Annotated in this window: 17 protein-coding genes; 7 read left to right on the top strand and 10 right to left on the bottom strand. The window is 65.8% G+C overall.

Annotated features, from left to right (window positions below):
• Positions 1 to 9: 9 nt before the first annotated feature.
• The gene (locus tag RN01_RS16875) at positions 10 to 5982 is read left to right on the top strand and encodes an Hpt domain-containing protein (RefSeq protein WP_017512159.1); all 5973 of its coding nucleotides are present in this window, start codon (positions 10 to 12) and stop codon (positions 5980 to 5982) included.
• Positions 5983 to 6054: 72 nt separating this feature from the next.
• Here RN01_RS16875 and RN01_RS16870 read toward each other — a convergent pair whose 3' ends face one another.
• The 4 genes from RN01_RS16870 to RN01_RS16855 form a co-directional block, all read right to left on the bottom strand.
• Entirely contained in the window at positions 6055 to 7368 is a 1314-nt protein-coding gene (locus RN01_RS16870; RefSeq protein WP_017512160.1) for an MFS transporter, read from the bottom strand.
• Positions 7369 to 7477: 109 nt separating this feature from the next.
• Complete coding sequence (locus RN01_RS16865) at positions 7478 to 8239, bottom strand: SDR family oxidoreductase (RefSeq protein WP_017512161.1); 762 nt, start codon at positions 8237 to 8239, stop codon at positions 7478 to 7480.
• A 70-nt stretch (positions 8240 to 8309) separates the two neighbouring features.
• Positions 8310 to 8549 carry a hypothetical protein gene (locus tag RN01_RS16860; protein ID WP_008643588.1) on the bottom strand — a complete coding sequence of 80 codons (240 nt, stop codon included), beginning with the start codon at positions 8547 to 8549 and terminating at the stop codon, positions 8310 to 8312.
• Complete coding sequence (locus RN01_RS16855) at positions 8542 to 9978, bottom strand: aldehyde dehydrogenase family protein (RefSeq protein ID WP_017512162.1); 1437 nt, start codon at positions 9976 to 9978, stop codon at positions 8542 to 8544. The genes RN01_RS16860 and RN01_RS16855 overlap by 8 nt, the downstream gene beginning before the upstream one ends.
• A gap of 164 nt (positions 9979 to 10142) precedes the next feature.
• On the opposite strand from RN01_RS16855, the gene ppa reads away from it, so the two are divergent.
• Entirely contained in the window at positions 10143 to 10670 is a 528-nt protein-coding gene (gene ppa, locus RN01_RS16850) for an inorganic diphosphatase (protein WP_024570732.1), read from the top strand.
• Between the two features lie 78 nt (positions 10671 to 10748).
• On the opposite strand, the gene RN01_RS16845 is transcribed toward ppa, so the two are convergent.
• Complete coding sequence (locus RN01_RS16845; protein ID WP_017513220.1) at positions 10749 to 11945, bottom strand: GNAT family N-acetyltransferase; 1197 nt, start codon at positions 11943 to 11945, stop codon at positions 10749 to 10751.
• A gap of 155 nt (positions 11946 to 12100) precedes the next feature.
• On the opposite strand from RN01_RS16845, the gene RN01_RS16840 reads away from it, so the two are divergent.
• Positions 12101 to 14164 carry an NAD(+) synthase gene (locus RN01_RS16840; RefSeq protein WP_017513219.1) on the top strand — a complete coding sequence of 688 codons (2064 nt, stop codon included), beginning with the start codon at positions 12101 to 12103 and terminating at the stop codon, positions 14162 to 14164.
• 113 nt (positions 14165 to 14277) lie between these two features.
• The gene (gene glnK, locus RN01_RS16835; RefSeq protein ID WP_008643594.1) at positions 14278 to 14616 is read left to right on the top strand and encodes a P-II family nitrogen regulator; all 339 of its coding nucleotides are present in this window, start codon (positions 14278 to 14280) and stop codon (positions 14614 to 14616) included.
• 69 nt (positions 14617 to 14685) lie between these two features.
• Here glnK and RN01_RS16830 read toward each other — a convergent pair whose 3' ends face one another.
• The 3 genes from RN01_RS16830 to trxB form a co-directional block, all read right to left on the bottom strand.
• The gene (locus tag RN01_RS16830) at positions 14686 to 15333 is read right to left on the bottom strand and encodes a trimeric intracellular cation channel family protein (protein ID WP_008643595.1); all 648 of its coding nucleotides are present in this window, start codon (positions 15331 to 15333) and stop codon (positions 14686 to 14688) included.
• 7 nt (positions 15334 to 15340) lie between these two features.
• Positions 15341 to 16015, bottom strand: coding sequence for a Smr/MutS family protein (locus RN01_RS16825; protein ID WP_024570730.1), 675 nt, complete (start codon positions 16013 to 16015; stop codon positions 15341 to 15343).
• Positions 16016 to 16133: 118 nt separating this feature from the next.
• Positions 16134 to 17087 carry a thioredoxin-disulfide reductase gene (gene trxB, locus RN01_RS16820; protein ID WP_008643597.1) on the bottom strand — a complete coding sequence of 318 codons (954 nt, stop codon included), beginning with the start codon at positions 17085 to 17087 and terminating at the stop codon, positions 16134 to 16136.
• A 181-nt stretch (positions 17088 to 17268) separates the two neighbouring features.
• Here trxB and RN01_RS16815 point away from each other — a divergent pair, with 181 nt between their 5' ends.
• The 3 genes from RN01_RS16815 (at position 17269) to RN01_RS16805 (ending at position 20964) form a co-directional block, all read left to right on the top strand.
• The gene (locus tag RN01_RS16815; RefSeq protein WP_024570729.1) at positions 17269 to 19596 is read left to right on the top strand and encodes a DNA translocase FtsK; all 2328 of its coding nucleotides are present in this window, start codon (positions 17269 to 17271) and stop codon (positions 19594 to 19596) included.
• A gap of 298 nt (positions 19597 to 19894) precedes the next feature.
• Entirely contained in the window at positions 19895 to 20539 is a 645-nt protein-coding gene (lolA, locus tag RN01_RS16810) for an outer membrane lipoprotein chaperone LolA (protein ID WP_017515473.1), read from the top strand.
• Between the two features lie 8 nt (positions 20540 to 20547).
• A complete protein-coding gene (locus RN01_RS16805; RefSeq protein ID WP_017515474.1) occupies positions 20548 to 20964 on the top strand; it encodes a hypothetical protein in 417 nt (138 codons plus the stop codon).
• Between the two features lie 28 nt (positions 20965 to 20992).
• Here RN01_RS16805 and RN01_RS34320 read toward each other — a convergent pair whose 3' ends face one another.
• Both RN01_RS34320 and RN01_RS16800 read right to left on the bottom strand, forming a co-directional pair.
• Complete coding sequence (locus RN01_RS34320) at positions 20993 to 21160, bottom strand: hypothetical protein (RefSeq protein ID WP_008643601.1); 168 nt, start codon at positions 21158 to 21160, stop codon at positions 20993 to 20995.
• Positions 21161 to 21322: 162 nt separating this feature from the next.
• Positions 21323 to 21985, bottom strand: coding sequence for a hypothetical protein (locus RN01_RS16800; RefSeq protein ID WP_223277309.1), 663 nt, complete (start codon positions 21983 to 21985; stop codon positions 21323 to 21325).
• Positions 21986 to 22072 lie beyond the last annotated feature (87 nt).

Genomic DNA, 22072 nt, shown 5'->3' with positions numbered 1-22072 from the left:
GAACTGGTCATGTCTTTCAATACCATCCTGTCGAGCGAAGTGGCCGAGACGGCCGCGGCGCAACTGTCATCCACGCCGGAGCCTGCTCCCATTCCGGCGGCGGAGGCACCCGCCGCGCCGCAGCGCGACCTGTCGGTGCTGGCCTGGCTCGCGCCAAGCCTGCGTACCGCGCTCGACGATGCCGCCATCGAACTCGGCCACTACGTGGACGAGATCCAGCAGACGCCGGAGGCGCTGGGCGCGCGCGATACCACTTCGCTGCGGCTGGCCGGCCAGCAACTGCATCAGGCCGCAGGCGCGGTGCATATCGTCGGGCTGCGCGGCGTGGATGCCTATTGCCAGGCATTGCGCCGCCTGCTCGAGGCCATCGACGCCGGCACGGTGCCCGCCAGCCAGGAAACGCTCGCGGTGTTCCGCACCGGCGTGCAGGCGCTGGCCGAGTACGTCGACGACCTGATGGCTGGCGACGCCGAAGACCCGCTGCGCCTGTACCAGCCCTATGCCACCGCGCTGAACCTGATGAAGGAAGAGCGCGTGCATCCGGCAGACCTGTGGCTCGACGAGCTGCAGATGCTGCCGGGTATCGTGCTGCCTACGCTTTCGGCATCGGCTGTCACCCGGGCGCGCCAGCGCTTCGAGGCTGCCTTGCTGCGCGCGCTGCGCCTGCCCGCGCCGTGCCCGGACACGTCCATGCTGCGCGAGGCCTGGCTGCCGCTGCAACTGGCGCTCGACGATGTGCGCAACCAGGAGCAGGAGGCGCGCCGCGCCACCGACACGCCTGACCGCGGTATCTGGCATACGCTGGCCATGGTGTTCCGCGGCCTCGCTCATGGTCTGCTGCCGTCCGACCTGCTGGCCAAACGTTTCGCCGCGCGCACGCATCTGCTGGTGCGCCAGTACCTGCAAGGACAGGTGCGCGTGCCGCAGGCGCTGTTGAACGATGCGATTTTCTTCCTGGTCAGCACCGGGCTGGCCGCCGATGAGTCCGTCGACATCGCGACGCCCGCCGTGCAAGTTGCCGTGCAGGTGCTGCGCGCCGATATCGCCCGCAGCCTGCAGGCATATCGTGTCGACCCGGCGCATGTGGTGGCGCGTGCCGACTTCCGCCAGCGCTACTACGGCTGGCTCGATGCCATCGACACCCGCAATCTGCAGCAGGCCGCGCGGTCGATCGAGCGTGCGGCAGGCGAGGATCAGGCCGGCTGGGAACTGGCGCTGGCCTCGCTCGCCGAAGCGGCGCTGCCGCTTGCTCAACCGGCTCTGGAGCAATGCCTGACAGCGGTGGCCGCTCATGCAGGCCGCCGTCCGCCGAACGACGCGCTGGGCCGTGCTGGCGTGGCGCTGTTTCTGTCGCAGGCGCTGGCGATGCCGTGGCGTGTGCATGGCAAGTCAGGTCACGCATCGGCACAGGAATTCGCGCAGCGCTGCGACGCGCTGGCTGTCTGCCTGGCCGATCCCGATGCCCAGGCACCCGCCTGGCTCGCCGGGATGGTCGAGGCCGCCAGTGCCCAGGCGCTGCGTGCGGAAGCGGTGGCTCAGTTGCGCGCGCAGCTCGATAGCGGCGAATCATGGCTCGATACGTACGATCGCAACGCGGCGCGTCCTGACGCCAGCGAAGCGCTGGCCGATGCCAGACAGGCATTCGAATCCCTGCTTGCCACGCTCGAACGCGTGTACGTCAGCGCGGCGATGCGGGATGGCATCGACGAAGCGGCGGAGACGGCGCTGGCAGCGGTGCGGACTGTGCTGCGCTGGCTGGAAGTCCTGCCCGGAACCGTCGAGGAAGCGTCGCGCATCGCGATGCTGTCCGATATCGCCGCCGAGCTTGGTGCGGTACATGCCTTTGCCGATCTGCTGGAGTTCGGACGGGCCAAGGCCGAAGTCACTGAAGACGACATCTACGCGGACCTGCAGCATCGCGATCCGGCGCCGCAGGGCGTGCTCGCGGTGGCGCGTGGCGCGGCCATGGACGCGATCCGCGTGGCGGCAGGCTCCGACTCGCCAGAGATCCAGCGCCTGCGCGGCGCGTTGCAGGCGGTCTCCGATCAGGCCGCCATCGACGACGATGCGGCGCTGCGGCGTCAGGCCAGCGAAGCCACCACGCAACTCCATGCATGGCTGGCCGGCAGCGATTCGGCGGCCGAACGTATGATCGTGGCGCTGGCCGATCCGTTGCCGGCGACGGCAGCCGCATCGGCAGCAACCGCGGCACCGGCCGTCGCGCCAATGCCGGTGGATGCCGAAGCGATCGACGCCGAGCTGCTTGAGATTTTCCTCTCCGAGGCCGAAGAGGTGCTCGGGAGTATCGCCGCCGACGTGCAGGGCGGGCTCGATGGACTGCGCGATGCCGATGTGCTGAGCCGCGTGCGTCGCGGCTTCCATACGCTCAAGGGTTCCAGCCGCATGGTTGGCCTGAGCCGCTACGGCGAAGCCGCATGGGCCATCGAACAGGTCATGAATCTGTGGATCGCCGAAGCACGCGAGCCGCAGCCCGAACTGCTCGCGCTGCTGCATCAGGCGCACGATCTGCTGCGCGAATGGGCGCAGGCGTTGCAGCAGGACCCGTCGACGGTACGTGACATCGCCGGACTCGTTGCCGCCGCGCAGCGCGTGCGCGATCCAGACTCGGCGCCGGCCCACGCTCCCGCTGCCGTTGAGGCAACCGCGCTGCTGGACCCGCTCGATGCGCTGCTCGCGCTGTCGGCGGCGCAGCCCGACGCGGCTGCGGAGGAAGCCCCGGCCGAGGACAACGTGCTGCAGTTCCGCCTGTCCGGCGGACTCGCCAGCGACGACGACAACTACAAGGTGATTGGCCCGGTTCGGATCGGACTGCCGCTCTACAACGTCTACCTGCAGGAAGCCGACGATCTGCTGCGCCAGTTCGCGACCGATCTGTCTGAGTGGAAGCACGAGGAACATCCTTGTCCGAGCGAGCTTGCGCTGCGTGTGGCTCACACGCTGCAGGGCAGCGCGTCGACGGTGGGCCTGGAGCCGGTGCGCGAGATTGCCGAGGCGCTGGAGCAGCTTCTGCTGTTGCTGGGCCGGCATCCGGTTGCGATGCATCCGGGCGATTTCCGCTTGCTGGAGCAGGCCGTCGAACGGTTGCGCGGCATGCTGCACCAGTTCGCTGCGGGCATCTGGCCTGATGCCGATGCCGCGGTCGTCCGCGACCTGAACGACTTTGGCGAGCGAGCGCTGATGCGCCCGCGCGCAGCGGTGCCGGAGGCCGATGTGTCGGGACAGGAGGGCTCGGTCGCCCGATTGTTCGGTCAGTCGCAGCCTGCTGAAGATACCGATGATGCCGATCTGCGGGAATTGCCCGAGCCGCACGCGGTGACGAACCTTCCGCCGGTCAAGCTGACGCCGATCACATCGCTCCCGCCGGTCTCGGCGCCAACGCTGACGTCAGTCGGTCCGGCCGACGCCGAGACGCCGGTGCATGATGCGGTGGTGATTTCGTTGCCGACGCCGCGCCATGAGTCGGCAGCCGTCGCGCACGTATCGCTGGACGTTCCTGACGTACTTGACGCACCGCAGGTCGACTTGTCGACCGACGCCTCGTCACTCGATCCCGCGCTGGTGGAAATCTTCCTCGAGGAAGCACAAGGCAGCCTGCCCGACCTCGGCAAGATGTTGCGCACCTGGGAATCCGCACCTGCCGATACCCAGCACGGCGGGCTGATCCTGCGCGGGCTGCACACGCTGAAGGGCAGCGCGCGCATGGCTGGCGCGATGGCACTGGGTCAGGCCGCGCACGAAATGGAAACGCTGCTCGAAGCGAGCGTGCGTGGCCAGCGCATGGCGCCGGAGTTATTCGGCCGCCTCTATGCCTGGTACGACCGCATCCTCGCGCACGTGGACGCGTTGCAGAGCGGCCGCCTGCTGCCGGTGGACGATGCCGATGTAGTCAACGGTCTGATTGCGGCGGAGCCCGAATCCGCCGTGCCGGCTGTGCCCGTTACATCGGTGGTGTCGGTGGACGTGACACAGCAGCCCGCACAAGATCTGCTACCGGCCGCGCCGCAGGCGATGCCGGTGCCGGCGAACCTGCCGACCGATGCCGATCGCCAGCGCGCGCTGGTGCGGGTGCAGGCCCGCGCGCTCGATACGCTGATCAACGATGCGGGTGAAGTGGGTGCAACGCGCGCCCGTCTGGATAGCGAACTGCTGGCGCTGCGCAGCTACCTCGGCGAACTGAACGATAACGTCGCGCGTCTGCGGATGCAGCTTCGCGAGATCGAAATCCAGGCCGAGACGCAGATGGCGTCGCGCATCGCCGACGCGCAGCACAACCAGGAATTCGACCCACTCGAATTCGACCGCTTCACGCGCTTCCAGGAACTGACGCGGATGATGGCCGAGTCGGTGAACGACGTGGCGACCGTGGAGCAGAACTTGCAGCGCGGCTTCGACCGCGCCTCGGGCGACCTGGCCGCGCAGGCGCGACTCACGCGTGGCTTGCAGCGCGGGCTGATGCAGGCTCGCATGGTGCAGTTCGATGCGCTGGCCGAGCGTCTCTACCGCGTGGCGCGGCAGTCCGCGACCGAGACTGGCAAGGAAGTGCGCCTGCTGATCAAGGGCGGCACGGTGGAAATCGACCGCTCGGTGCTGGACCGCATGGCTGGCCCGATCGAACACCTGATCCGCAATGCCGTGGTGCATGGCATCGAGCCGGCCGACGCGCGCCGTGCCGCCGGCAAGTCGGCCACGGGCGCGCTGACGCTGGAAGTGCAGCAGGAAGGCAACGAGGTTGTGCTGACGTTCTTCGACGACGGTGGCGGCCTTGACCTTGCTCGCATTCGTCAACGGGCGGTAGCGCGGCACCTGCTGGCGCATGACGAGGATGCCAACGACGCACGCCTGACCGAGATGATCTTCGCGCCGGGCTTCTCGACGGCCGATGCGGTGTCCGAACTCGCGGGCCGGGGCGTTGGCATGGACGTGGTGCGATCGGAGACGGTGGCGCTGGGTGGCCGTATCACGCTCTCGACGGAAGTCGGACGGGGTACCAGTTTCACGGTGCATCTGCCGCTGACCACGGCTATCACGCAGGTGCTGTTGGTCTCGCTGGGTGGACGTCTGTACGCGATCCCGAGCGGCATGATCGACCAGGTGCACCAGCTGCGCGAAAAGCCGCTGCTGGACGCCTACAACGCCCGTCGCTTTGGTCCTGCGGGCGCGGATGCGCCGTTCTACTACTTCGGTGCGCTGCTGGAGGAAACCGCGCCGATGGCGTCGGGCCGCAAGTACTCGCCGGTGGTAGTGGTACGGTCGGGCGCCGAGCGCGTGGCCGTGCACGTGGACGAAGTGATCGGTAACCGCGAAGTGGTGGTGAAGCACATCGGCCCGCATCTGGCTCGCCTGGAAGGCATTGCCGGTGCAACCACGCTGGGCGATGGCGAGATCGTGCTGATCTACAACCCCGTGGTGCTGGCACAGCGGTGGATGCGCGAGCGTGGCGGCGTGGCGCCGTCCGCGCCGGTACACCTGCGGGCGCCGGAGACGATGGGCGCGGTGGCCGAATTTGCAGGAAATGGCGAAGCGGTGCCGGTGGCGGGTCTGATCACGCAGCCGACCGTCATGGTGGTGGACGACTCGCTGACCGTGCGCAAGGCCAGCCAGCGGCTGCTGACGCGTGCCGGCTACCAGGTGGTGCTGGCCCGCGACGGCGTCGACGCGCTGCGTCAGCTGCAGGAGGTGATGCCCGATGCGATGCTCGTCGACATCGAGATGCCGAACATGGACGGTTTCGACCTGACGCGCAATGTTCGCGCCGACAGCCGCACGAGCCAGATGCCGCTGGTGATGATCACGTCGCGCACTGCGGAGAAGCACCGTCGCTATGCTGCGGAGATTGGCGTGAACGTGTACCTGGGCAAGCCGTTCAACGAGGATGAATTGCTGCGCACGCTGCGGCAGCTGATCGGCGAGAAGGCCGCTGGAGCGGCCGGGTCGGTGGCGCAGATGCTGGGCGAGTCCTAAGCCGTTCGCTTCGGCCGGCGCCGCTCTCCCGTTCTACGGGAGAGCGGCGCTTCAACCCAAACCTTCGATCCCTCAATCCTTCTTCTGATTCACCATCCGCGCCGGCACCGACAGCGTCAGCGCAGCGCCTACCACCATGCAGACCGCCAGCAGGTACATGCCTGAGTCGGTACTTTGCGTCATGTCCTTGAGCCAGCCCACCGCGTAGGGACTCAGGAAGCCAGCCAGATTTCCAAGGGAGTTGATCAGCGCGATGCCCGCGGCGGCGCCGGTTCCGGCCAGGAAGGACGTCGGCAGGCTCCAGAACAGTGGCAGCGTGGTCAGGATGCCGATCGTGGCGATTGTCAGGGCCACCATCGCCATGGTCGTATCGCTGTGCCATTGCACCGACAGCACCAGACCCACCGCGCCGGCCAGCGCCGGAATCGCGATATGCCAGCGCCGCTCGCCGCGACGGTCGGCGCTGCGCGCGAACAGGATCATCCCGATCACCGCGCACCCGTAGGGGATTGCGGTAAGCAGTCCCACGTCGAGCGCGCCCTTCACGCCGGTCTGCTTGATGATCGTCGGCAGCCAGAAGCTCACGCCATACAGGCCCATCACGAAGCTGAAGTAGATCGCGCTCATCAGCCACACGCGCGGGCTCGACAGCACCTGGGCCACGGGCGGGTCTTCCTTGTGCTGGTCCTCGTTGGCGATATTCCGCTGGAGCAGCGCCTTCTCGTCATCGGTCAGCCACTTGGCGTGGGTGATGCGGTCGTCGAGATACGCCAGCACCCACAGGCCCACCAGGATCGACGGGATGCCTTCGACCAGGAACATCCATTGCCATCCCGACCAGCCGTTGTGGCCGTCGAACGATTGCATCAGCCACCCGGACAGCGGGCCACCGATCACGCCGGACAGCGCGATGGCCGTCATGAAGTACGTGGTCGTGCGTCCGCGCCGGCTGGCCGGGTACCAGTAGGTCAGGTACAGGATGATGCCGGGGAAGAAGCCCGCTTCCGCCACGCCAAGCAGAAAGCGCAGCACGTAGAACATCATTGGCGTGGTGACGAACATCATCGCCGCCGAGATCAGGCCCCAGGTGATCATGATCCGCGCGATCCAGATGCGCGCACCCACCTTGTGCAGGATCACATTGCTCGGCACTTCGAAGATGAAGTAGCCGATGAAGAAGATGCCCGCGCCGAGGCCGTAGATCGTCTCGCTGAACTGGAGGTCGTTGAGCATCTGCAGCTTCGCGAAGCCCACGTTGACGCGGTCCAGATAGGCCACCACGTAACAGAGCAACAGGAAGGGCACCAGGCGCCAGCTCACCTTGCGGTAGGTGGCGTCCTCGAAGCCGGCGTCTTGCGCGCCGGAACTGACTGCGGTCGTTGTCATTGCTGTCTCCTCTTTCGGGTTTTGCTTTGGGATACGACGTTACCGCTGGGTTGGAAAAACGAATCTGGGGCGACTCGGATTCACATCGGATGTGAATCGGGGGTGTGGATCAGACGCAGCGTCCTCCATCGACTTCGATGCAGGTGCCGGTGATGAACGCGGCTTCGTCTGATGCCAGGTACAGGCAGGCGTTGGCCACATCCTGCGGTGTGGACATGCGACCCATCGGGATCGTGGCCAGGAACTTCGCGCGGTTCTCGGGGGTGTCAGGCAGGCCCATGAACTGTTCGAGCAGGCCGGTGGCGCCAATGACGGGGTTGACGCAGTTGACGCGGATATTGTCGGGGCCAAGTTCGGCGGCCATGGCCTTGCTGGCGACGATGACGGCGCCCTTGCTGCCGTTGTACCAGACCAGCCCGGGGCGGGGGCGAATGCCGGCGGTGGAGGCCACGTTGACGAAATTGCCGCCGCCGCGCTTGCGGAAATGCGGGATGAAGTGATGCGCGGACCAGTAGATGCTCTTGACGTTGACCGCGTAGACGCGATCGAACTCGGCTTCGGCGACTTCCAGGATCGGCTTGTTGCGATGGGTTGTGCCGGCGTTGTTGACCACGCAGTGGACGTCGCCGAACGCGGCCAGCGTCGCATCGCGCATCGCGGCCACGTCATCGCCCTGCGACACGTCGGCACGCACCGCGCGCGCCTGGCCTCCTGCCTCGCGGATGGCCGCCGCTACACGCTCGGCGGCTTCCAGGTTCAGGTCGGCCACCATCACGCTGGCGCCTTCGCGCGCGAACGTGTGCGCGATGCCCTCGCCAAAGCCCGAACCACCACCCGTGACTACCGCTACCTTTCCAGACAGTCTGGCCATCGTTTGTCTCCTGTGATTGTGGTCCGGACGCGGTGCATGCCGCGCCTGGTAACCGTCCAGCTATGGATGCTCAGTGGAAGGGGCCTTTACCCCGCAATGCATTGCCGACCATCATGATGGCCAGCAGGAAGGGCAGGGCGACGTAAAGGCACCAGTGGATGCGATCCCCCAGCGACTCGCCCCATTTGCGTTTGAAGACTTGCAGGCGCGGCATGCCGGACGGGTTCGTGGCGCGCTTGTTTCTCACGTGCCAGGCCATCCAGAAAAAGAAGATGGCGAACGCGACCGACAGGAAATTGATGTTACCCATGTTGAATGGCAATGGTTTTCAGAGTGGTGAATCCGTACAGGGCCTCGAAGCCCTTCTCGCGGCCGTAGCCTGACTGGCCGGTGCCGCCGAACGGCAGCTCGACGCCGCCGCCGGCGCCATAGTTGTTGATGAATACCTGGCCCGCGCGCAGCTTGCGCGCCAGGCGCAACTGCCGCCCGCCGTCGCGCGTCCAGACCCCGGCCACGAGGCCGTACGCGGTGCCGTTGGCCAGTTGCAGGGCCTCGTCCTCGGTATCGAACGGCATGGCCGCCAGCAGCGGGCCGAAGACTTCCTCCTGCGCCAGCCGGTGCGTGGCCGGCACGTCGCGGAACAGCATCGGCACCTGGTAGTAGCCGGACTCAGGCGCCTCCGCCACGATCTGGCCCTGCGCCATCACGGAGATGCCGGCGTGCTGCGCGTCGGAGACGAAGTCCCAGACACGCTGCTGCTGCTTGCGGCTGATCAGCGGGCCGCATTCGAGATCGAGTTCCGAGGGGCCCACGCGCAGCGATTCGAAGACGCTGGCGACGCGGTCGAGCAACTCTTCGTAGACCGGCCGTTCCACCAGCAGGCGGCTGCCCGCCGAGCAGGTCTGGCCCGCATTCTGCACGATGCCGTTGACCACCACGGGCAGCAGCGCGTCGAGGTCGGCATCGGCAAAGACGATTTGCGGCGACTTGCCGCCGAGTTCCAGCGTCACCGGCACGTGGTTTTCGGCCGCGAGCTGGGATACGAGCTTGCCGGTTTCGGGCGATCCCGTAAACGAAATATGGTTGATGTCGGGGTGGCGGGCCAGTGCCGCGCCCGCCTCGTGGCCGTAACCGGTGACGATGTTCAGGGCGCCTTCGGGCAGGCCGGCCTCGGCGGCCAGTTCGGCCACGCGCAGCAGCGACAGGCAGGCATCCTCGGCCGGCTTGACCACGCACGCGTTGCCGGCGGCCAGCGCCGCGCCTACGCTGCGGCCGAAGATCTGCAGCGGGTAGTTCCACGGGATGATGTGGCCGGTTACGCCATGCGGCTCGCGCACGGTCAGGACGGTATAGCCGGCCTGATAGGGGATCGTCTGACCATGCAGCTTGTCTGCCGCGCCCGCGTAGAACTCGAAGTAGCGTGCCACCGCCCGTGCGTCGGCACGGGCCTGGCGCAGCGGCTTGCCGGTGTCGCGTGCTTCCAGCGCGGCCAGTTCATCCTCATGCTCGATCAAGGTGAGCGCCACGCGGTTCAGCAGACGCACGCGGTCGGCAGGGGACATCGCGCCCCAGGCGCCGTCGAACGCCCGGCGGGCCGCGTGGACGGCCACGTTGACGTCCGTGGCGTTACCGCGGGCAATCTCGGCGAAGGGTTGGCCGCTGGACGGGTCGAACACCTTGATGCGCAGGCCGGAGTCCGGGGCGATCAGGCGGTTGGCGACAAAATGCTGGGCGTGCATGCGGGGTCTCCAGGGGCTCCTTTATGGAGCCATTGCTGAATTCGGGAATGCCGCATTATCGCGCACCGCGCGGGGCGTGCAAGGCACCCGGATGTCAGCCAGAGGTAAGAAGCAAACCGCTATAATGCCGGCCATCCCAACACACAGGCATTCGGAGAACTCTCATGAGCTTCAACCTCGTCTCCCCGGGCAAGGACCTTCCCAACGATTTCAACGTCATCATCGAGATCTCGGCCCAGAGCGATCCCGTGAAGTACGAGGCCGACAAGGAGACCGGCCTGCTGTTCGTGGACCGCTTCATCGGCACCGGCATGCGCTACCCGGCCAACTACGGCTTCATCCCGCAAACGCTGTCGGGCGACGGCGACCCGGTGGATGTGCTGGTCATCACCCCGTTCCCGATCCTGGCCGGCGCCGTTGTGCGCTGCCGTGCACTGGGCATGCTGAAGATGACCGACGAGTCGGGCGTGGACGCCAAGCTCGTGGCCATCCCCATGGACAAGCTGTGCCCGGCTACCGCCCACATGAAGGGCCTGTCGGATGTGCCGCAAAATACGCTCGACCAGATCAAGCACTTCTTCGAGAACTACAAGGCACTCGAAGCCGGCAAGTGGGTCAAGGTGGAAGGCTGGGCTGGCATCGAAGAAGCCCACAAGGAAATCAGCGACGGCGTGGCGAACTTCAAGAAGTAATTCGCTGTCTGCCGCGTTATCGAAAAACCCGCCATCTGGCGGGTTTTTTTGTTGCCGGGGGATGACTCGCTACGCGCGCTACTCGCGCGCGCCCGCGAACGGATTCCGCTCGTTCAACTCGTCCATATAGGCATCGATCCCCTGACGCTCCCGCTCCAGGAAGCGCTCGACTGCGTCGGCGAACGACGGGTGCGCCAGCCAGTGCGCGGAGCGCGTGGCCACTGGCAGGAAGCCGCGCGCCATCTTGTGTTCGCCCTGCGCGCCGCCTTCGAACGTGCCGATGCCTTCGCGGATGCAGAACTCCAGTGGCTGGTAGTAGGCAGTCTCGAAATGCAGGCAGGGATGGTGTTCCAGCGCGCCCCAGTAGCGGCCGTACAGCGTGCTGACCGCCGGATCGGCATCGTAGACCAGCAGTGAACTGGCGATGTCGCGGCCTTCGCGCTCGGCGATCACCAGCAGCAGGTGCTCGGGCATCGCCGCGCCGATGCGGCGGAAGAAATCGAGGTTCAGGTAGGGCGTGGAGTGGTGATCGCGGTAGGTCTGGCGATAGCAGCGGTTGAACAGCTTCCACGCATCGTCGTCGATGTCGGCCCCGCGCAGATGGCGGAACGTGATGCCGGCCTCCGTCACGCGACGGCGCTCGGCGCGGATGTTCTTGCGCTTCTTCTGCGATAGCGTGGCCAGGAACGCGTCAAAGTTCTCGTAGCCCGGATTGGTCCAGTGGAACTGCACGCCGTGGCGCATCATCATCCCGGCCTCGTCCATCAGGTCGGCTTCATGGTCCGACGGAAACAGCACGTGGAGCGACGAGAGCTCGCTCTCCTGGGCCAGCGCCAGCGCGAAGCGCAGCAGCACCCGGCGCGACAGTTCATCCTCGGCCAGCAGCCGCGCGCCACGCACCGGTGTGAACGGAATCGCGGCCAGCCATTTCGGGTAGTAGGGGATGCCGTGCTGGCGGTAGGCATCGGCCCAGGCCCAGTCGAATACGTACTCGCCGTAGGAATGGGATTTGGCGTAGAGCGGCATTGCTGCGGCCAGCCGGTCCCGGCCCGGCTCCTTGCCGTCGGGCACCCACAGCGCCAGGAAGCGCGGCGACCACCCGGTATCGTCCGTGGCGCTGCCGCTGGCATGCAGCGCTTGCAGGAACGCGTGGCGCAGGAACGGCGTGGGCTCGGCCTGCGCGGCGAGCAGCGCATCCCAGTCGTTGGCGTCGATGTCGGCAAGGTCCTGCACGATTTCCGTGCGGTAGTTGGGGCTGAGGCGCGATTCGCTCATGAATACTGGGGAGGGCGGGGGAGGGCAGGTTGTCCACGGCCAGATGCTGGTCGAGTCTACCGGAAACGATGCTGCGGCGCAGGATGCGGGGCAGCACGCGCCGCGTGTGCGTCGTAGAATGCAGGCATCCTCAGCCCCCCAATCCTGGGCCATCCATGACTCACCCGTTCTTCAACCTCTATTCCCACGGCTTCGCGCGCGTGGCCGTGGGCGTGCCCGAGTGCCGCGTGGCCGATCCGGCCTTCAATGCCGAGCAGACGATCCTGCTGGCGCGCCAGGCGGCTGACGGCGGCGCCGTGTTGGTGGCGTTTCCGGAACTGGGCCTGTCGGCTTACACGTGCGATGACCTGTTTCACCAGCGGGCGCTGCTGCGCGAATGCGAACTGGCGCTGCAACGGATCGTGGAGGCGTCGGCCGGGATCAACGCGGCGCTGATCGTCGGCCTGCCGGTACTGGTGGAGCACCAGCTGTTCAACTGCGCGGTGGTTGTGGCGGGCGGCAAGATTCAGGGCGTGGTGCCCAAGACCTATCTGCCCAACTACTGGGAATTCTATGAGGCACGCCAGTTCAGCTCCGCTGACTGCGCGGCCACGCCGCTGGTCTCGCTGCTTGGCACGGAGGTGCCGTTCGGCGCCGATCTGCTGTTCGAGATCGAGAGCATTCCTTTCTTCCGCTTCCATGCGGAGATCTGCGAGGACGTCTGGGTGCCGATTCCCCCGTCGTCGTTTGCCGCGCTGGCCGGCGCCACCGTGCTCGTGAACCTGTCGGCATCGAATATCGTGATTGGCAAGTCGGGGTATCGCCATCAGCTCGTGTCGCAGCAGTCGGCACGCTGCCTGGCCGCGTACCTGTACACGTCCGCCGGCAAGGGCGAATCGACGACCGATCTGGCCTGGGATGGCCAGGCGCTGATCTATGAAAACGGTGAACTGCTGGGCGAATCGGAGCGGTTTGCCGACAGCTCTCACCTGCTGTTCGCCGATGTCGACCTCGAGCGGTTGTCGCGCGAGCGGATGCACCAGACGTCGTTTGGCCAGTCCGTGCGCCGCCACCGCGAAGAAGTGGAACGCTTCGACACTGTGTCGTTCCACATCGACGTGCCGTCCACGCAGGCCATGCCGCTGCAGCGCAAGGTGGCGCGCTTCCCGTATGTGCCGTCGGACCCGCGCCAGCGCGACGAGCGCTGCATGGAGGTCTACAACATCCAGGTGCAGGCGCTGGTGCAGCGGCTGTCGTCGAGCAAGATATCGAAGGTGGTGATCGGCGTCTCGGGCGGGCTCGATTCCACGCATGCCCTGCTGGTGTGCGCCAAGGCGATGGACCGGCTCGGCCTGCCCCGCTCGAACATCCTGGCCTATACGATGCCGGGCTTTGCCACGAGCGACCGCACGCTGCAGCAGGCGCGCGAATTGATGAAACTGGTGGGCTGCACGGCGCGCGAGATCGATATCCGGCCAAGTTGCCTGGCAATGCTCGCGGATCTGGATCATCCGTATTCGCGCGGCGAACCAGTCTACGACGTCACGTTCGAGAACGTGCAGGCCGGTGAACGCACCAACCATCTGTTCCGGCTGGCGAATCACAACCATGCGATCGTGATCGGCACCGGCGATCTCAGCGAGCTGGCGCTGGGCTGGTGTACCTACGGCGTGGGCGACCACATGTCGCACTACAACGTGAACGCCAGTGTGCCCAAGACGCTGATCAGCCACCTGGTGCGCTGGGTGGCCGAGACCGGGCAGGTGGCCGAGGGCGGCCAGGATGTGCTGCTGGCGGTGCTGGCCACCGACATCAGCCCGGAACTGGTGCCCAGCGGGTCAACCGCCGCCGGGCAGGACAAGGCACCCGAGCAGAAGACCGAGCAGATTATCGGGCCGTACGAGTTGCAGGATTTCAACCTGTATTACACGCTGCGCTTCGGGTTCACGCCGTCGAAGGTGGCATTCCTGGCGCTTCATGCCTGGGGTGACGCGGCGCGCGGAACGTGGCCGAACGGGCCTCATGTGGCCCGCAACGTCTATCAACTGCCCGAAATCAAGCGCGTCCTCGGTATCTTTGTCGACCGCTTCTTCCGCACCAGCCAGTTCAAGCGCTCCTGTATTCCGAACGCGCCCAAGGTCGGCTCGGGCGGCTCGCTCTCCCCGCGCGGCGACTGGCGCGCGCCGAGCGATGGCGAGTCGGTGGTGTGGATGCGGGATCTGGCGCGGATCCCGGATTGAATCGGGAGAAATCGGGTGCGATCGCGGGCAATGTGGGTCTGATCGCAATCGTCATGTGGTGTTTCGGGCTAGAATCCTTCATCTTCCGACATATTTAGAGACAGAGGCCAGCCATGAAGCAGATTACCGCCATCATCAAACCGTTCAAGCTCGACGAAGTGCGTGAGGCAATGGCCGACGTCGGCGTGACGGGGTTGACGGTGACCGAAGTCAAGGGTTTTGGCCGTCAGAAGGGCCACACCGAGCTCTATCGCGGAGCCGAGTACGTGGTCGACTTCCTCCCGAAGATCAAGATCGAAGTGGTCGTGGCTGAGAACCAGCTCGACACGGTGCTCGACGCCATCGTCAAGGCCGCCCACACCGGCAAGATCGGTGACGGCAAGATCTTCGTGACCGAGATCGAACGCGTGATCCGCATTCGTACCGGCGAGCAGGACGAAGCGGCAGTCTGATCGAGATTGAGATGGCAAAAAGGCCGGCAGATGCCGGCCTTTTGTTTTGGGTCGCGCTACGAGCTTGCGCTAGCTTGGCAGCTTCCAGCCAAACTGCACCGACACCAGCCGCATTCCCATCGTGACCAGCGCCCCGGCCAGCAGCGCCACCTCCTGGTCGGCACGCAGCCAGGTCAGCCCCACGTAGATCCAGCAGCCGACGAACGAACAGGTGGCATACGGCGAGCGGTCGCGCAGGATCATCGGCACCTCGTTGCAGAGCACGTCACGCACCACGCCGCCGAACACCGCCGAGATGATGCCCATCATCACCGCTACGGTCGGCGTCATCTGCGCTACCAGCGCCAGCGAGGTGCCAGTGACCGAGAACAATCCGAGCCCGATCGCGTCGGCCACCAGCATGGTGCGGTCCGACGCCACCCGGCTAGCCACGCGCAGGACGAACGACGCGCCCAACGACATCACGAAGATCAGCAGGACGTAGTACTCGTGGTCCACCCAGTAGAAGGGCCGGCGGTCGAGCAACACGTCGCGCAAGGTGCCGCCGCCAAATGCCGTGGCGAACGCGACGACGAAGGTGCCGACCACATCGAGCCGCTGCTTGCGGGCATCGACCACGCCGGAGACGGCGAACGCCAGCACGCCGATCACTTCCATCACGTGCAGGATCAGGGGCAGTCGCCCCATCAGCAAATCGAACGGCAGGTGATATTGCATCCGGTTCTCAGGTCTTGGGCTGGCGTAGCAGGACCATCAGCGCGCCGGCGCCGCCCTGCGATTCACGTGCCTGGACGAAGGCGATCACTTCTTCCTTCTGGACCAGCCAGCTACGTACCTTGCCCTTGAGCACCGGCAGCTTGTCCGGCGACCCAATGCCTTTGCCGTGAATCACGCGCACGCATCGCACGCCGTTGCGCACCGATCGGCGCAGGAAGTTGGCCAGCGCCTCCCGGGCCTCGTCGGAGCGCAGGCCGTGCAGGTCGACCTTGTCCTGGGGCACCCATTCGCCGCGGCGCAGCTTCTTGATGACGTCCTCGCCGATGCCGGGGCGCCGGAACGACATCGTCTCGTCGATATCGAGCAGGTTCTCGACATCGAATTCATCGGACAGCGATGCCTCGAGCACGGCCTTGTCGTTGAGACGGGTTTGCACCGGCTCCGGGTTCGGCTTCTTCACGGGATGCTCGACGCGGTTGCGGTCGCGCAGGTTGCTGACCTGCCCGACGCTGGTGCGGAACACGTTGGCTTCTTCCTCGGCGCGCCTGGCGGCGGCCTCGGCGGCTTGCCGTTCGGCTTCGCGGCGCTCGGCGTCGGCCTTGAGGCCGTCGCGGACCGTGGCCAGATCGTGCAGGCCCATGCGTTGGGGGGGCTTGGATGTGGGTTTGGCGCCGTGCGACATGGAGCGATTCTCTAAGGGGGCAGGGGGCTCGGCGTCGATTATAAGGAATCCAATAAGGAATCGGGCCGGTAAAAACCGGCCCGACTCGGTGACGCTAGTGCCTGGTACCCGGGAGCGATTACTTCAGCGCTTCCACGTAGCGTTGCGCGTCGAGCGCGGCCATGCAGCCCGTGCCGGCGCTGGTAATGGCCTGGCGGTAGACGTGGTCCTGCACGTCGCCGGCGGCGAACACGCCCGGGATATTGGTGGCCGTGGCGTCGCCCGACAGGCCGCTCTTGGTCACGATGTAGCCGTTCTTCATCTCGAGCTGGCCTTCGAACAGGTCGGTGTTCGGCTTGTGGCCGATGGCCACGAACACGCCGGCGAGCTTCAGATCCTCGGTCTTGGCGGCGTCCTTGGTGTCGCGGATGCGCAGGCCGGTCACGCCCGACTCATCGCCCAGCACTTCGTCCAGCGTGCTGTCGTAGCGCAGGGCGATCCGGCCTTCTTCCACGCGCTGCATCAGGCGGTCCACCAGGATCGGCTCGGCGCGGAACTTGTCGCGGCGGTGGATCAGCGTGACCTTGCTGGCGATATGGGACAGATAGAGCGCTTCTTCCACGGCGGTGTTGCCGCCACCGATCACGGCAACTTCCTGGTTCTTGTAGAAGAAACCGTCGCAGGTGGCGCAGGCCGAGACGCCGCGGCCCATGAAGGCTTCTTCCGACGGCAGGCCCAGGTACTGGGCGGACGCGCCGGTGGCGATGATCAGGGCGTCGCAGGTGTACTCGCCCGAATCGCCGATCAGGCGGATCGGCTTTTCCGTCAGCTTGGCCGTATGGATGTGATCGAAGATGATTTCCGTGTTGAAGCGTTCGGCGTGCGCCAGGAAGCGCTGCATCAAGTCCGGGCCCTGCACGCCGTTAGGATCGGCGGGCCAGTTTTCCACGTCGGTCGTGGTCATGAGCTGGCCGCCCTGGGCCAGGCCGGTGATCAGCACCGGGTTCAGGTTGGCGCGGGCAGCGTAGACGGCGGCGGTGTAGCCGGCCGGACCAGACCCGAGAATCAGCACTTTTGCGTGTTTTGCGGACATGATGCGTTCCTGTAGGCAGCGCGTGCACCGGCACGGTGGTTGCGCCGGTGTCACTCGAAACCGCCATTATAAGTGGCATGGCGTTTTGCCGACTGTTGCAAATTCCAATGAGGGCGATAGCCCGGCCAAGGTTAAAATGGCCGCCATCGTTCACTTCGTACTCTCGAACCGACCCTGACGCATGGCGCGCGCTACCACGACTACCCGGACCGACCCGTCGGCACTTCCATCGCGTATCGGCAAGCTGCTGGGCGAGGTGCGCTGGTTCCTGCTGCTGGCCGTCACGCTTGGCTTTCTCTGCGTGCTGGCCAGCTACAGCAAGGCCGATCCCGGCTGGTCTCATGCGAGCCAGGTGGCCGACATCCATAACCTTGGCGGCCGTGTGGGCGCCTGGGTGGCCGACGTCCTGTTCTTCATCTTCGGATTCTCGGCCTACTGGTGGAGCGTGTTGCTGATCCGCCGCTGCTGGCGTGGCTGGCGCGAGCTGACCGCCGAACTACCCGAGCGCGTGCAGGAGCCGCAGCACAGCACGGTCATCAGCTGGATTGGCTTCGGGCTGACGCTGGTGTCCAGCATGGGCCTGGAGGCCATCCGCATGTATCCGCTGCGCTCGGCCCTGCCGCGCGCGCCCGGTGGCGTGCTCGGTGACCTGCTGGGCGGCTGGCTGCAGCTTGCGCTCGGCTTCTCAGGCGCCACGCTGCTGCTGCTGCTGCTGTTCGCGATCGGCCTGTCCCTGTTCTTCCATTTCTCGTGGCTTTCGGTGGCCGAGCACGTCGGCGCCTTCGTCGAAACCCTGTTCATGGGCATCAAGGCTCGCCGCGAGAACAAGCAGGACCGCATTATCGGCGCTGCTGCCAAGGTGGAGCGTACCGAGACCGTGGAAGTGCAGCGCGTCCGGCAGGAAGAGGCGCCGCCGATCCAGATCGTGCGCCCGCAGGCGGTGCCCAAGCACGAGCGTGTCGAGCGCGAGAAGCAACAACCGCTGTTCGCCGATATCCAGGATTCGGACCTGCCGCCGCTGTCGCTGCTCGACCCGATGCCTGTGCATCAGGAAACGGTCAGCGCCGAAACGCTCGAATACACCTCGCGCCTGATTGAAAAGAAGCTCAAGGACTTCGGCGTGGAGGTCAAGGTCGTGGCCGCCTATCCGGGCCCGGTCATCACGCGCTACGAAATCGAGCCGGCCACCGGCGTCAAGGGCAGCCAGGTGGTCAATCTGGCCCGCGATCTGGCGCGTAGCCTGTCGCTGGTGTCGATCCGGGTGGTCGAGACGATTCCGGGCAAGAACTACATGGGTCTGGAGCTTCCGAACCCGAAGCGCCAGACCGTGCGCCTGTCGGAGATCCTGGGCTCACAGGTCTACAACGAGAGCGTGTCGCACCTGACCATGGCGCTTGGCAAGGACATCGCCGGCAAGCCGATGGTGGCCGATCTGGCCAGGATGCCGCACTGCATGGTGGCGGGTACCACGGGCTCGGGCAAGTCGGTGGGTATCAACGCGATGATCCTGTCGCTGCTCTACAAGGCCAAGGCGGATCAGGTCCGCCTGATCCTGATCGACCCGAAGATGCTCGAAATGAGTGTCTACGAAGGCATTCCGCATCTGCTCTGCCCGGTGGTCACCGATATGCGCCAGGCCGGCAACGCGCTGAACTGGGCCGTCGGCGAGATGGAGCGCCGCTACAAGCTCATGAGCAAGCTCGGCGTGCGCAATCTGGCCGGCTACAACAAGAAGATCGACGAAGCCGCCGCCAGGGAAGAGAAGATTCCGAACCCGTTCAGCCTGACGCCGGACGCGCCGGAGCCGCTCGACAGGCTGCCGACGATCGTGATCGTGATCGACGAACTGGCCGACCTGATGATGGTGGTCGGCAAGAAGGTCGAGGAACTGATCGCCCGGATCGCCCAGAAGGCGCGCGCGGCTGGCCTGCACCTGGTGCTGGCCACGCAGCGGCCGTCAGTGGACGTGATTACCGGCCTGATCAAGGCCAACGTGCCGACGCGCATCGCATTCCAGGTGAGCAGCAAGATCGACTCGCGCACGATCCTGGATCAGCAGGGCGCCGAAGCACTGCTCGGCATGGGCGACATGCTTTACCTCGCGCCGGGCACCGGCTTGCCGGTGCGTGTCCACGGGGCGTTCGTATCCGATGAGGAAGTGCATCGCGTGGTCGAAAAGCTCAAGGAAAGCGGCGAAGCCAACTACATCGAGGGCATTCTCGAAGGCGGTCTGGTTGACGGCGATGGCGCGGGCGATAGCCTGGGCGGCGGTGCCGGGATTGGCGGTGGTGGCGCTGAGGCCGATCCGCTCTACGATCAGGCCGTGGAGGTGGTGATCAAGAATCGCCGCGCATCGATCTCGCTGGTGCAGCGCCATCTGCGCATCGGCTACAACCGCGCGGCGCGCTTGCTCGAGGACATGGAAAAGGCCGGACTGGTCTCGGCCATGTCGGGCAACGGCAACCGCGACATCCTCGTGCCGGCCGGCGCGGGCGCGCACGACGAGTAAGAGGCGCTATCAAGATGAAGCGAAGCGGTTCTGGCTAGACGCGCGGCCGCAGACAGTACAAGTGGTACGGCAAGGCCGCGCAACGACGCCAGAATCATTTTGACAGCGCGTCTAAGGCGTGAGGAGGATGAAACGCGCCATAGCGCGTTTCACACGGCTTCGGGCCCCTCGCAAGTGACGGTTAATATACCGTTACGCCGCTCACAAGCCGCTGCGGAATTCAGGGCGCCGACTCCGGCTCTAACCCGACATCCCGGCCAGCGCCGGGCATCAGCCACTCAAGAAAGGAATCGGATACATGCGATATCGCATTCTTGCTCCCCTGGTTTCCCTAGGCGCCGCTCTGGCACTGCTGGCGGCTGCGCCAGTCGCGCAGGCGGCGGCAACCGACCAGTTGCAGACCTTCGTGACCAGCGTGAAGACGGCTCGCGGCGAATTCACGCAGCAGCAGATGAAGGGGAAGGGCGCCGATCTCAAGGTAGCCAGCACGTCGAGCGGGACGTTCGTGTTCTCGCGCCCCGGCAAGTTCGCGTGGCGCTATACCAAGCCATACGAGCAACTGCTGCAGGCCGACGGCCAGGTCCTCTACATCTACGACAAGGACCTGAACCAGGTGACCGAGCGCAAGCTCGATGGCGCGCTCGGGTCGAGCCCGGCGGCCATCCTGTTCGGCAGCAATGACCTGTCGAAGAACTTCGACGTGAAGAATGGGGCCACGCGCGATGGCGTGGAATGGCTGGAACTGACGCCGAAGGAAAAGGACACGCAGTTCGAGCGGATCGGCATCGGTTTCAAGGGCGGCAATCTCGAGGCGATGGAGTTGCGTGACGCCTTCGGCAACACGACCATCCTGACTTTCTCGGCGATCCAGAAGAATCCGTCGCTGCCCGCAGATGCATTCCGCTTCACGGTGCCCAAGGGCGCCGATGTGATGAAGCAGTGAGGAGCGCCATGACACACGCCCAAGCATTCCTTTCGTTGCGTCGCCTGGTCGTGCCGGGCGCCACGCTGGCCGCGGTGCTGGTGCTGTCCGCCTGCGCAAGCTCGCAGGCAAGCCGTTTCGACGTCGATGCGTTCCTGCGCGGCTCCGATACGGCGCTGCCCGAAGTGCTCGGTAATCCGGACTTCCTCAAGGCCACGCGTATTCCGCAGACCGATTGCGCGACGATGCTGCAATCGCCTCACAACGGCACCCTGGAAGACCTGCCGGCCAGCAATACGGCGCGGGGTCCAGCATGGCTGCTGCATCCCGCCGACACGCCGGACAAGGTCTGGCTCGTGGTGGGAGAGGCCGGCGGCGAGCGTAGCTGCCACGGTCCGCTGCCTGCCGATGCCATGAAAAAGCTGACCGAGCGCGCCAAGGGCTGACCCGGCGACGCCCCGCCAGCCTTTGACGCTAGGCCTGTGCCTCACGCGCGTAGCGCAGACGTGGCTTGGGCATGGCCTGCAGTTGTTCGCGGCGGATGCGGATCGCCTCCGCGTCGCCGCGCTTGATCGCCGCGCGCAACTTCAACACGGCTTTGCGGTACTGCTTTTTCTTGCGGATGCGGGTCGTGATGGCCATGGCTACGGTTTCCTCCTGAGGCCGGCACCAGCGCCGGGTGTCCGTCATGGTAGGCCGCACTGGCCGTCCCGATCCCGTCTATCGAAAGAATTCAGATCAGATTGCCATCGCACATAATGCGGCGACGCAGCATCGGCTGCGCCGCCGCGAGCCAGGCGAAGTTCAGAGCAGAAAGCGCCGGTTGTCGTTTTCCGCGTATCGCGGCTCTACCTTGCGGAACTTCAGCTTCGTGCTGCTGCGCAACTTGCGCGCCGCCATCTTGCGCTGCAATTGCCGATGGGCGGAGTGGATCTGGCCAATCGAGCCTTGTGCGTAGGGCTTGCCATCGTTGGCGCCTGCCAGTGCGCCACCCGCCGCCAGCGCGGCATTGTGCGCCGCAGCCGACTTCTTGATCAGTGCGTCAAGCACATGCCGCGCACGGACGGCGGCATGGAGCGGGCCGTCAGCAGGATTGTCGCGCGCCCGCACCGCATCCTGCGGCAGCCGGACATTGCCAGCCACCCGCCGCAGCGCTGCCCGCAGTTCGGCGCTATCGAGCTGGCCTTCCTGCGCGATCCAGACAGCATCGTGGCGCAGCCAGCCCTCCACGTCGGCCAGCCTGCGCAAGAGTGCCTGCATCAGCGTCTGGCCGCCAAAGCGGTGCGAACGACGGATCGCGGCCAGGCCAATACGACGTACCTGCGGATTCTCGTGATCGACCAGATCCGCGATGATGCGGTCCACCTCTTCCTGTGACGTGATCATCTCGGCGAACTGGCCCGCCAGTGAGATCTCTTCCGCGCCCGTGAGCCTGTTCTTGCCCACCAGCCGATTCAACTTGAACATCAGCATTCGGTAACGCAACATACAAATCCCCGATTTTCGCTAGGCCGACCAAGGGTCGGCCGATATCCGCCTGGCCGGCGGCCGCAT

The sequence above is a fragment of the Cupriavidus sp. SHE genome, assembly GCF_000812445.1.
GTDB classification, from domain to species: domain Bacteria; phylum Pseudomonadota; class Gammaproteobacteria; order Burkholderiales; family Burkholderiaceae; genus Cupriavidus; species Cupriavidus metallidurans.
Note: the sequence above shows the minus strand (reverse complement) of the source record. Positions and strands in the feature narration are given on the sequence as shown.

What these genes read in the sequence shown, in the direction of transcription:
- RN01_RS16845 (WP_017513220.1), bottom strand. Translation starts at nt 11,945, where the DNA reads ATGAGCGAATCGCGCCTCAGCCCCAACTACCGCACGGAAATCGTGCAG.
- RN01_RS16815 (WP_024570729.1), top strand. Translation starts at nt 17,269, where the DNA reads ATGGCGCGCGCTACCACGACTACCCGGACCGACCCGTCGGCACTTCCA.
- RN01_RS16840 (WP_017513219.1), top strand. Translation starts at nt 12,101, where the DNA reads ATGACTCACCCGTTCTTCAACCTCTATTCCCACGGCTTCGCGCGCGTG.
- RN01_RS16860 (WP_008643588.1), bottom strand. Translation starts at nt 8,549, where the DNA reads ATGGGTAACATCAATTTCCTGTCGGTCGCGTTCGCCATCTTCTTTTTC.
- RN01_RS16875 (WP_017512159.1), top strand. Translation starts at nt 10, where the DNA reads ATGTCTTTCAATACCATCCTGTCGAGCGAAGTGGCCGAGACGGCCGCG.
- trxB (WP_008643597.1), bottom strand. Translation starts at nt 17,087, where the DNA reads ATGTCCGCAAAACACGCAAAAGTGCTGATTCTCGGGTCTGGTCCGGCC.
- RN01_RS16825 (WP_024570730.1), bottom strand. Translation starts at nt 16,015, where the DNA reads ATGTCGCACGGCGCCAAACCCACATCCAAGCCCCCCCAACGCATGGGC.
- RN01_RS16870 (WP_017512160.1), bottom strand. Translation starts at nt 7,368, where the DNA reads ATGACAACGACCGCAGTCAGTTCCGGCGCGCAAGACGCCGGCTTCGAG.
- RN01_RS16855 (WP_017512162.1), bottom strand. Translation starts at nt 9,978, where the DNA reads ATGCACGCCCAGCATTTTGTCGCCAACCGCCTGATCGCCCCGGACTCC.
- lolA (WP_017515473.1), top strand. Translation starts at nt 19,895, where the DNA reads ATGCGATATCGCATTCTTGCTCCCCTGGTTTCCCTAGGCGCCGCTCTG.
- RN01_RS16805 (WP_017515474.1), top strand. Translation starts at nt 20,548, where the DNA reads ATGACACACGCCCAAGCATTCCTTTCGTTGCGTCGCCTGGTCGTGCCG.
- RN01_RS16865 (WP_017512161.1), bottom strand. Translation starts at nt 8,239, where the DNA reads ATGGCCAGACTGTCTGGAAAGGTAGCGGTAGTCACGGGTGGTGGTTCG.
- glnK (WP_008643594.1), top strand. Translation starts at nt 14,278, where the DNA reads ATGAAGCAGATTACCGCCATCATCAAACCGTTCAAGCTCGACGAAGTG.
- RN01_RS16800 (WP_223277309.1), bottom strand. Translation starts at nt 21,985, where the DNA reads ATGTTCAAGTTGAATCGGCTGGTGGGCAAGAACAGGCTCACGGGCGCG.
- RN01_RS34320 (WP_008643601.1), bottom strand. Translation starts at nt 21,160, where the DNA reads ATGGCCATCACGACCCGCATCCGCAAGAAAAAGCAGTACCGCAAAGCC.
- ppa (WP_024570732.1), top strand. Translation starts at nt 10,143, where the DNA reads ATGAGCTTCAACCTCGTCTCCCCGGGCAAGGACCTTCCCAACGATTTC.
- RN01_RS16830 (WP_008643595.1), bottom strand. Translation starts at nt 15,333, where the DNA reads ATGCAATATCACCTGCCGTTCGATTTGCTGATGGGGCGACTGCCCCTG.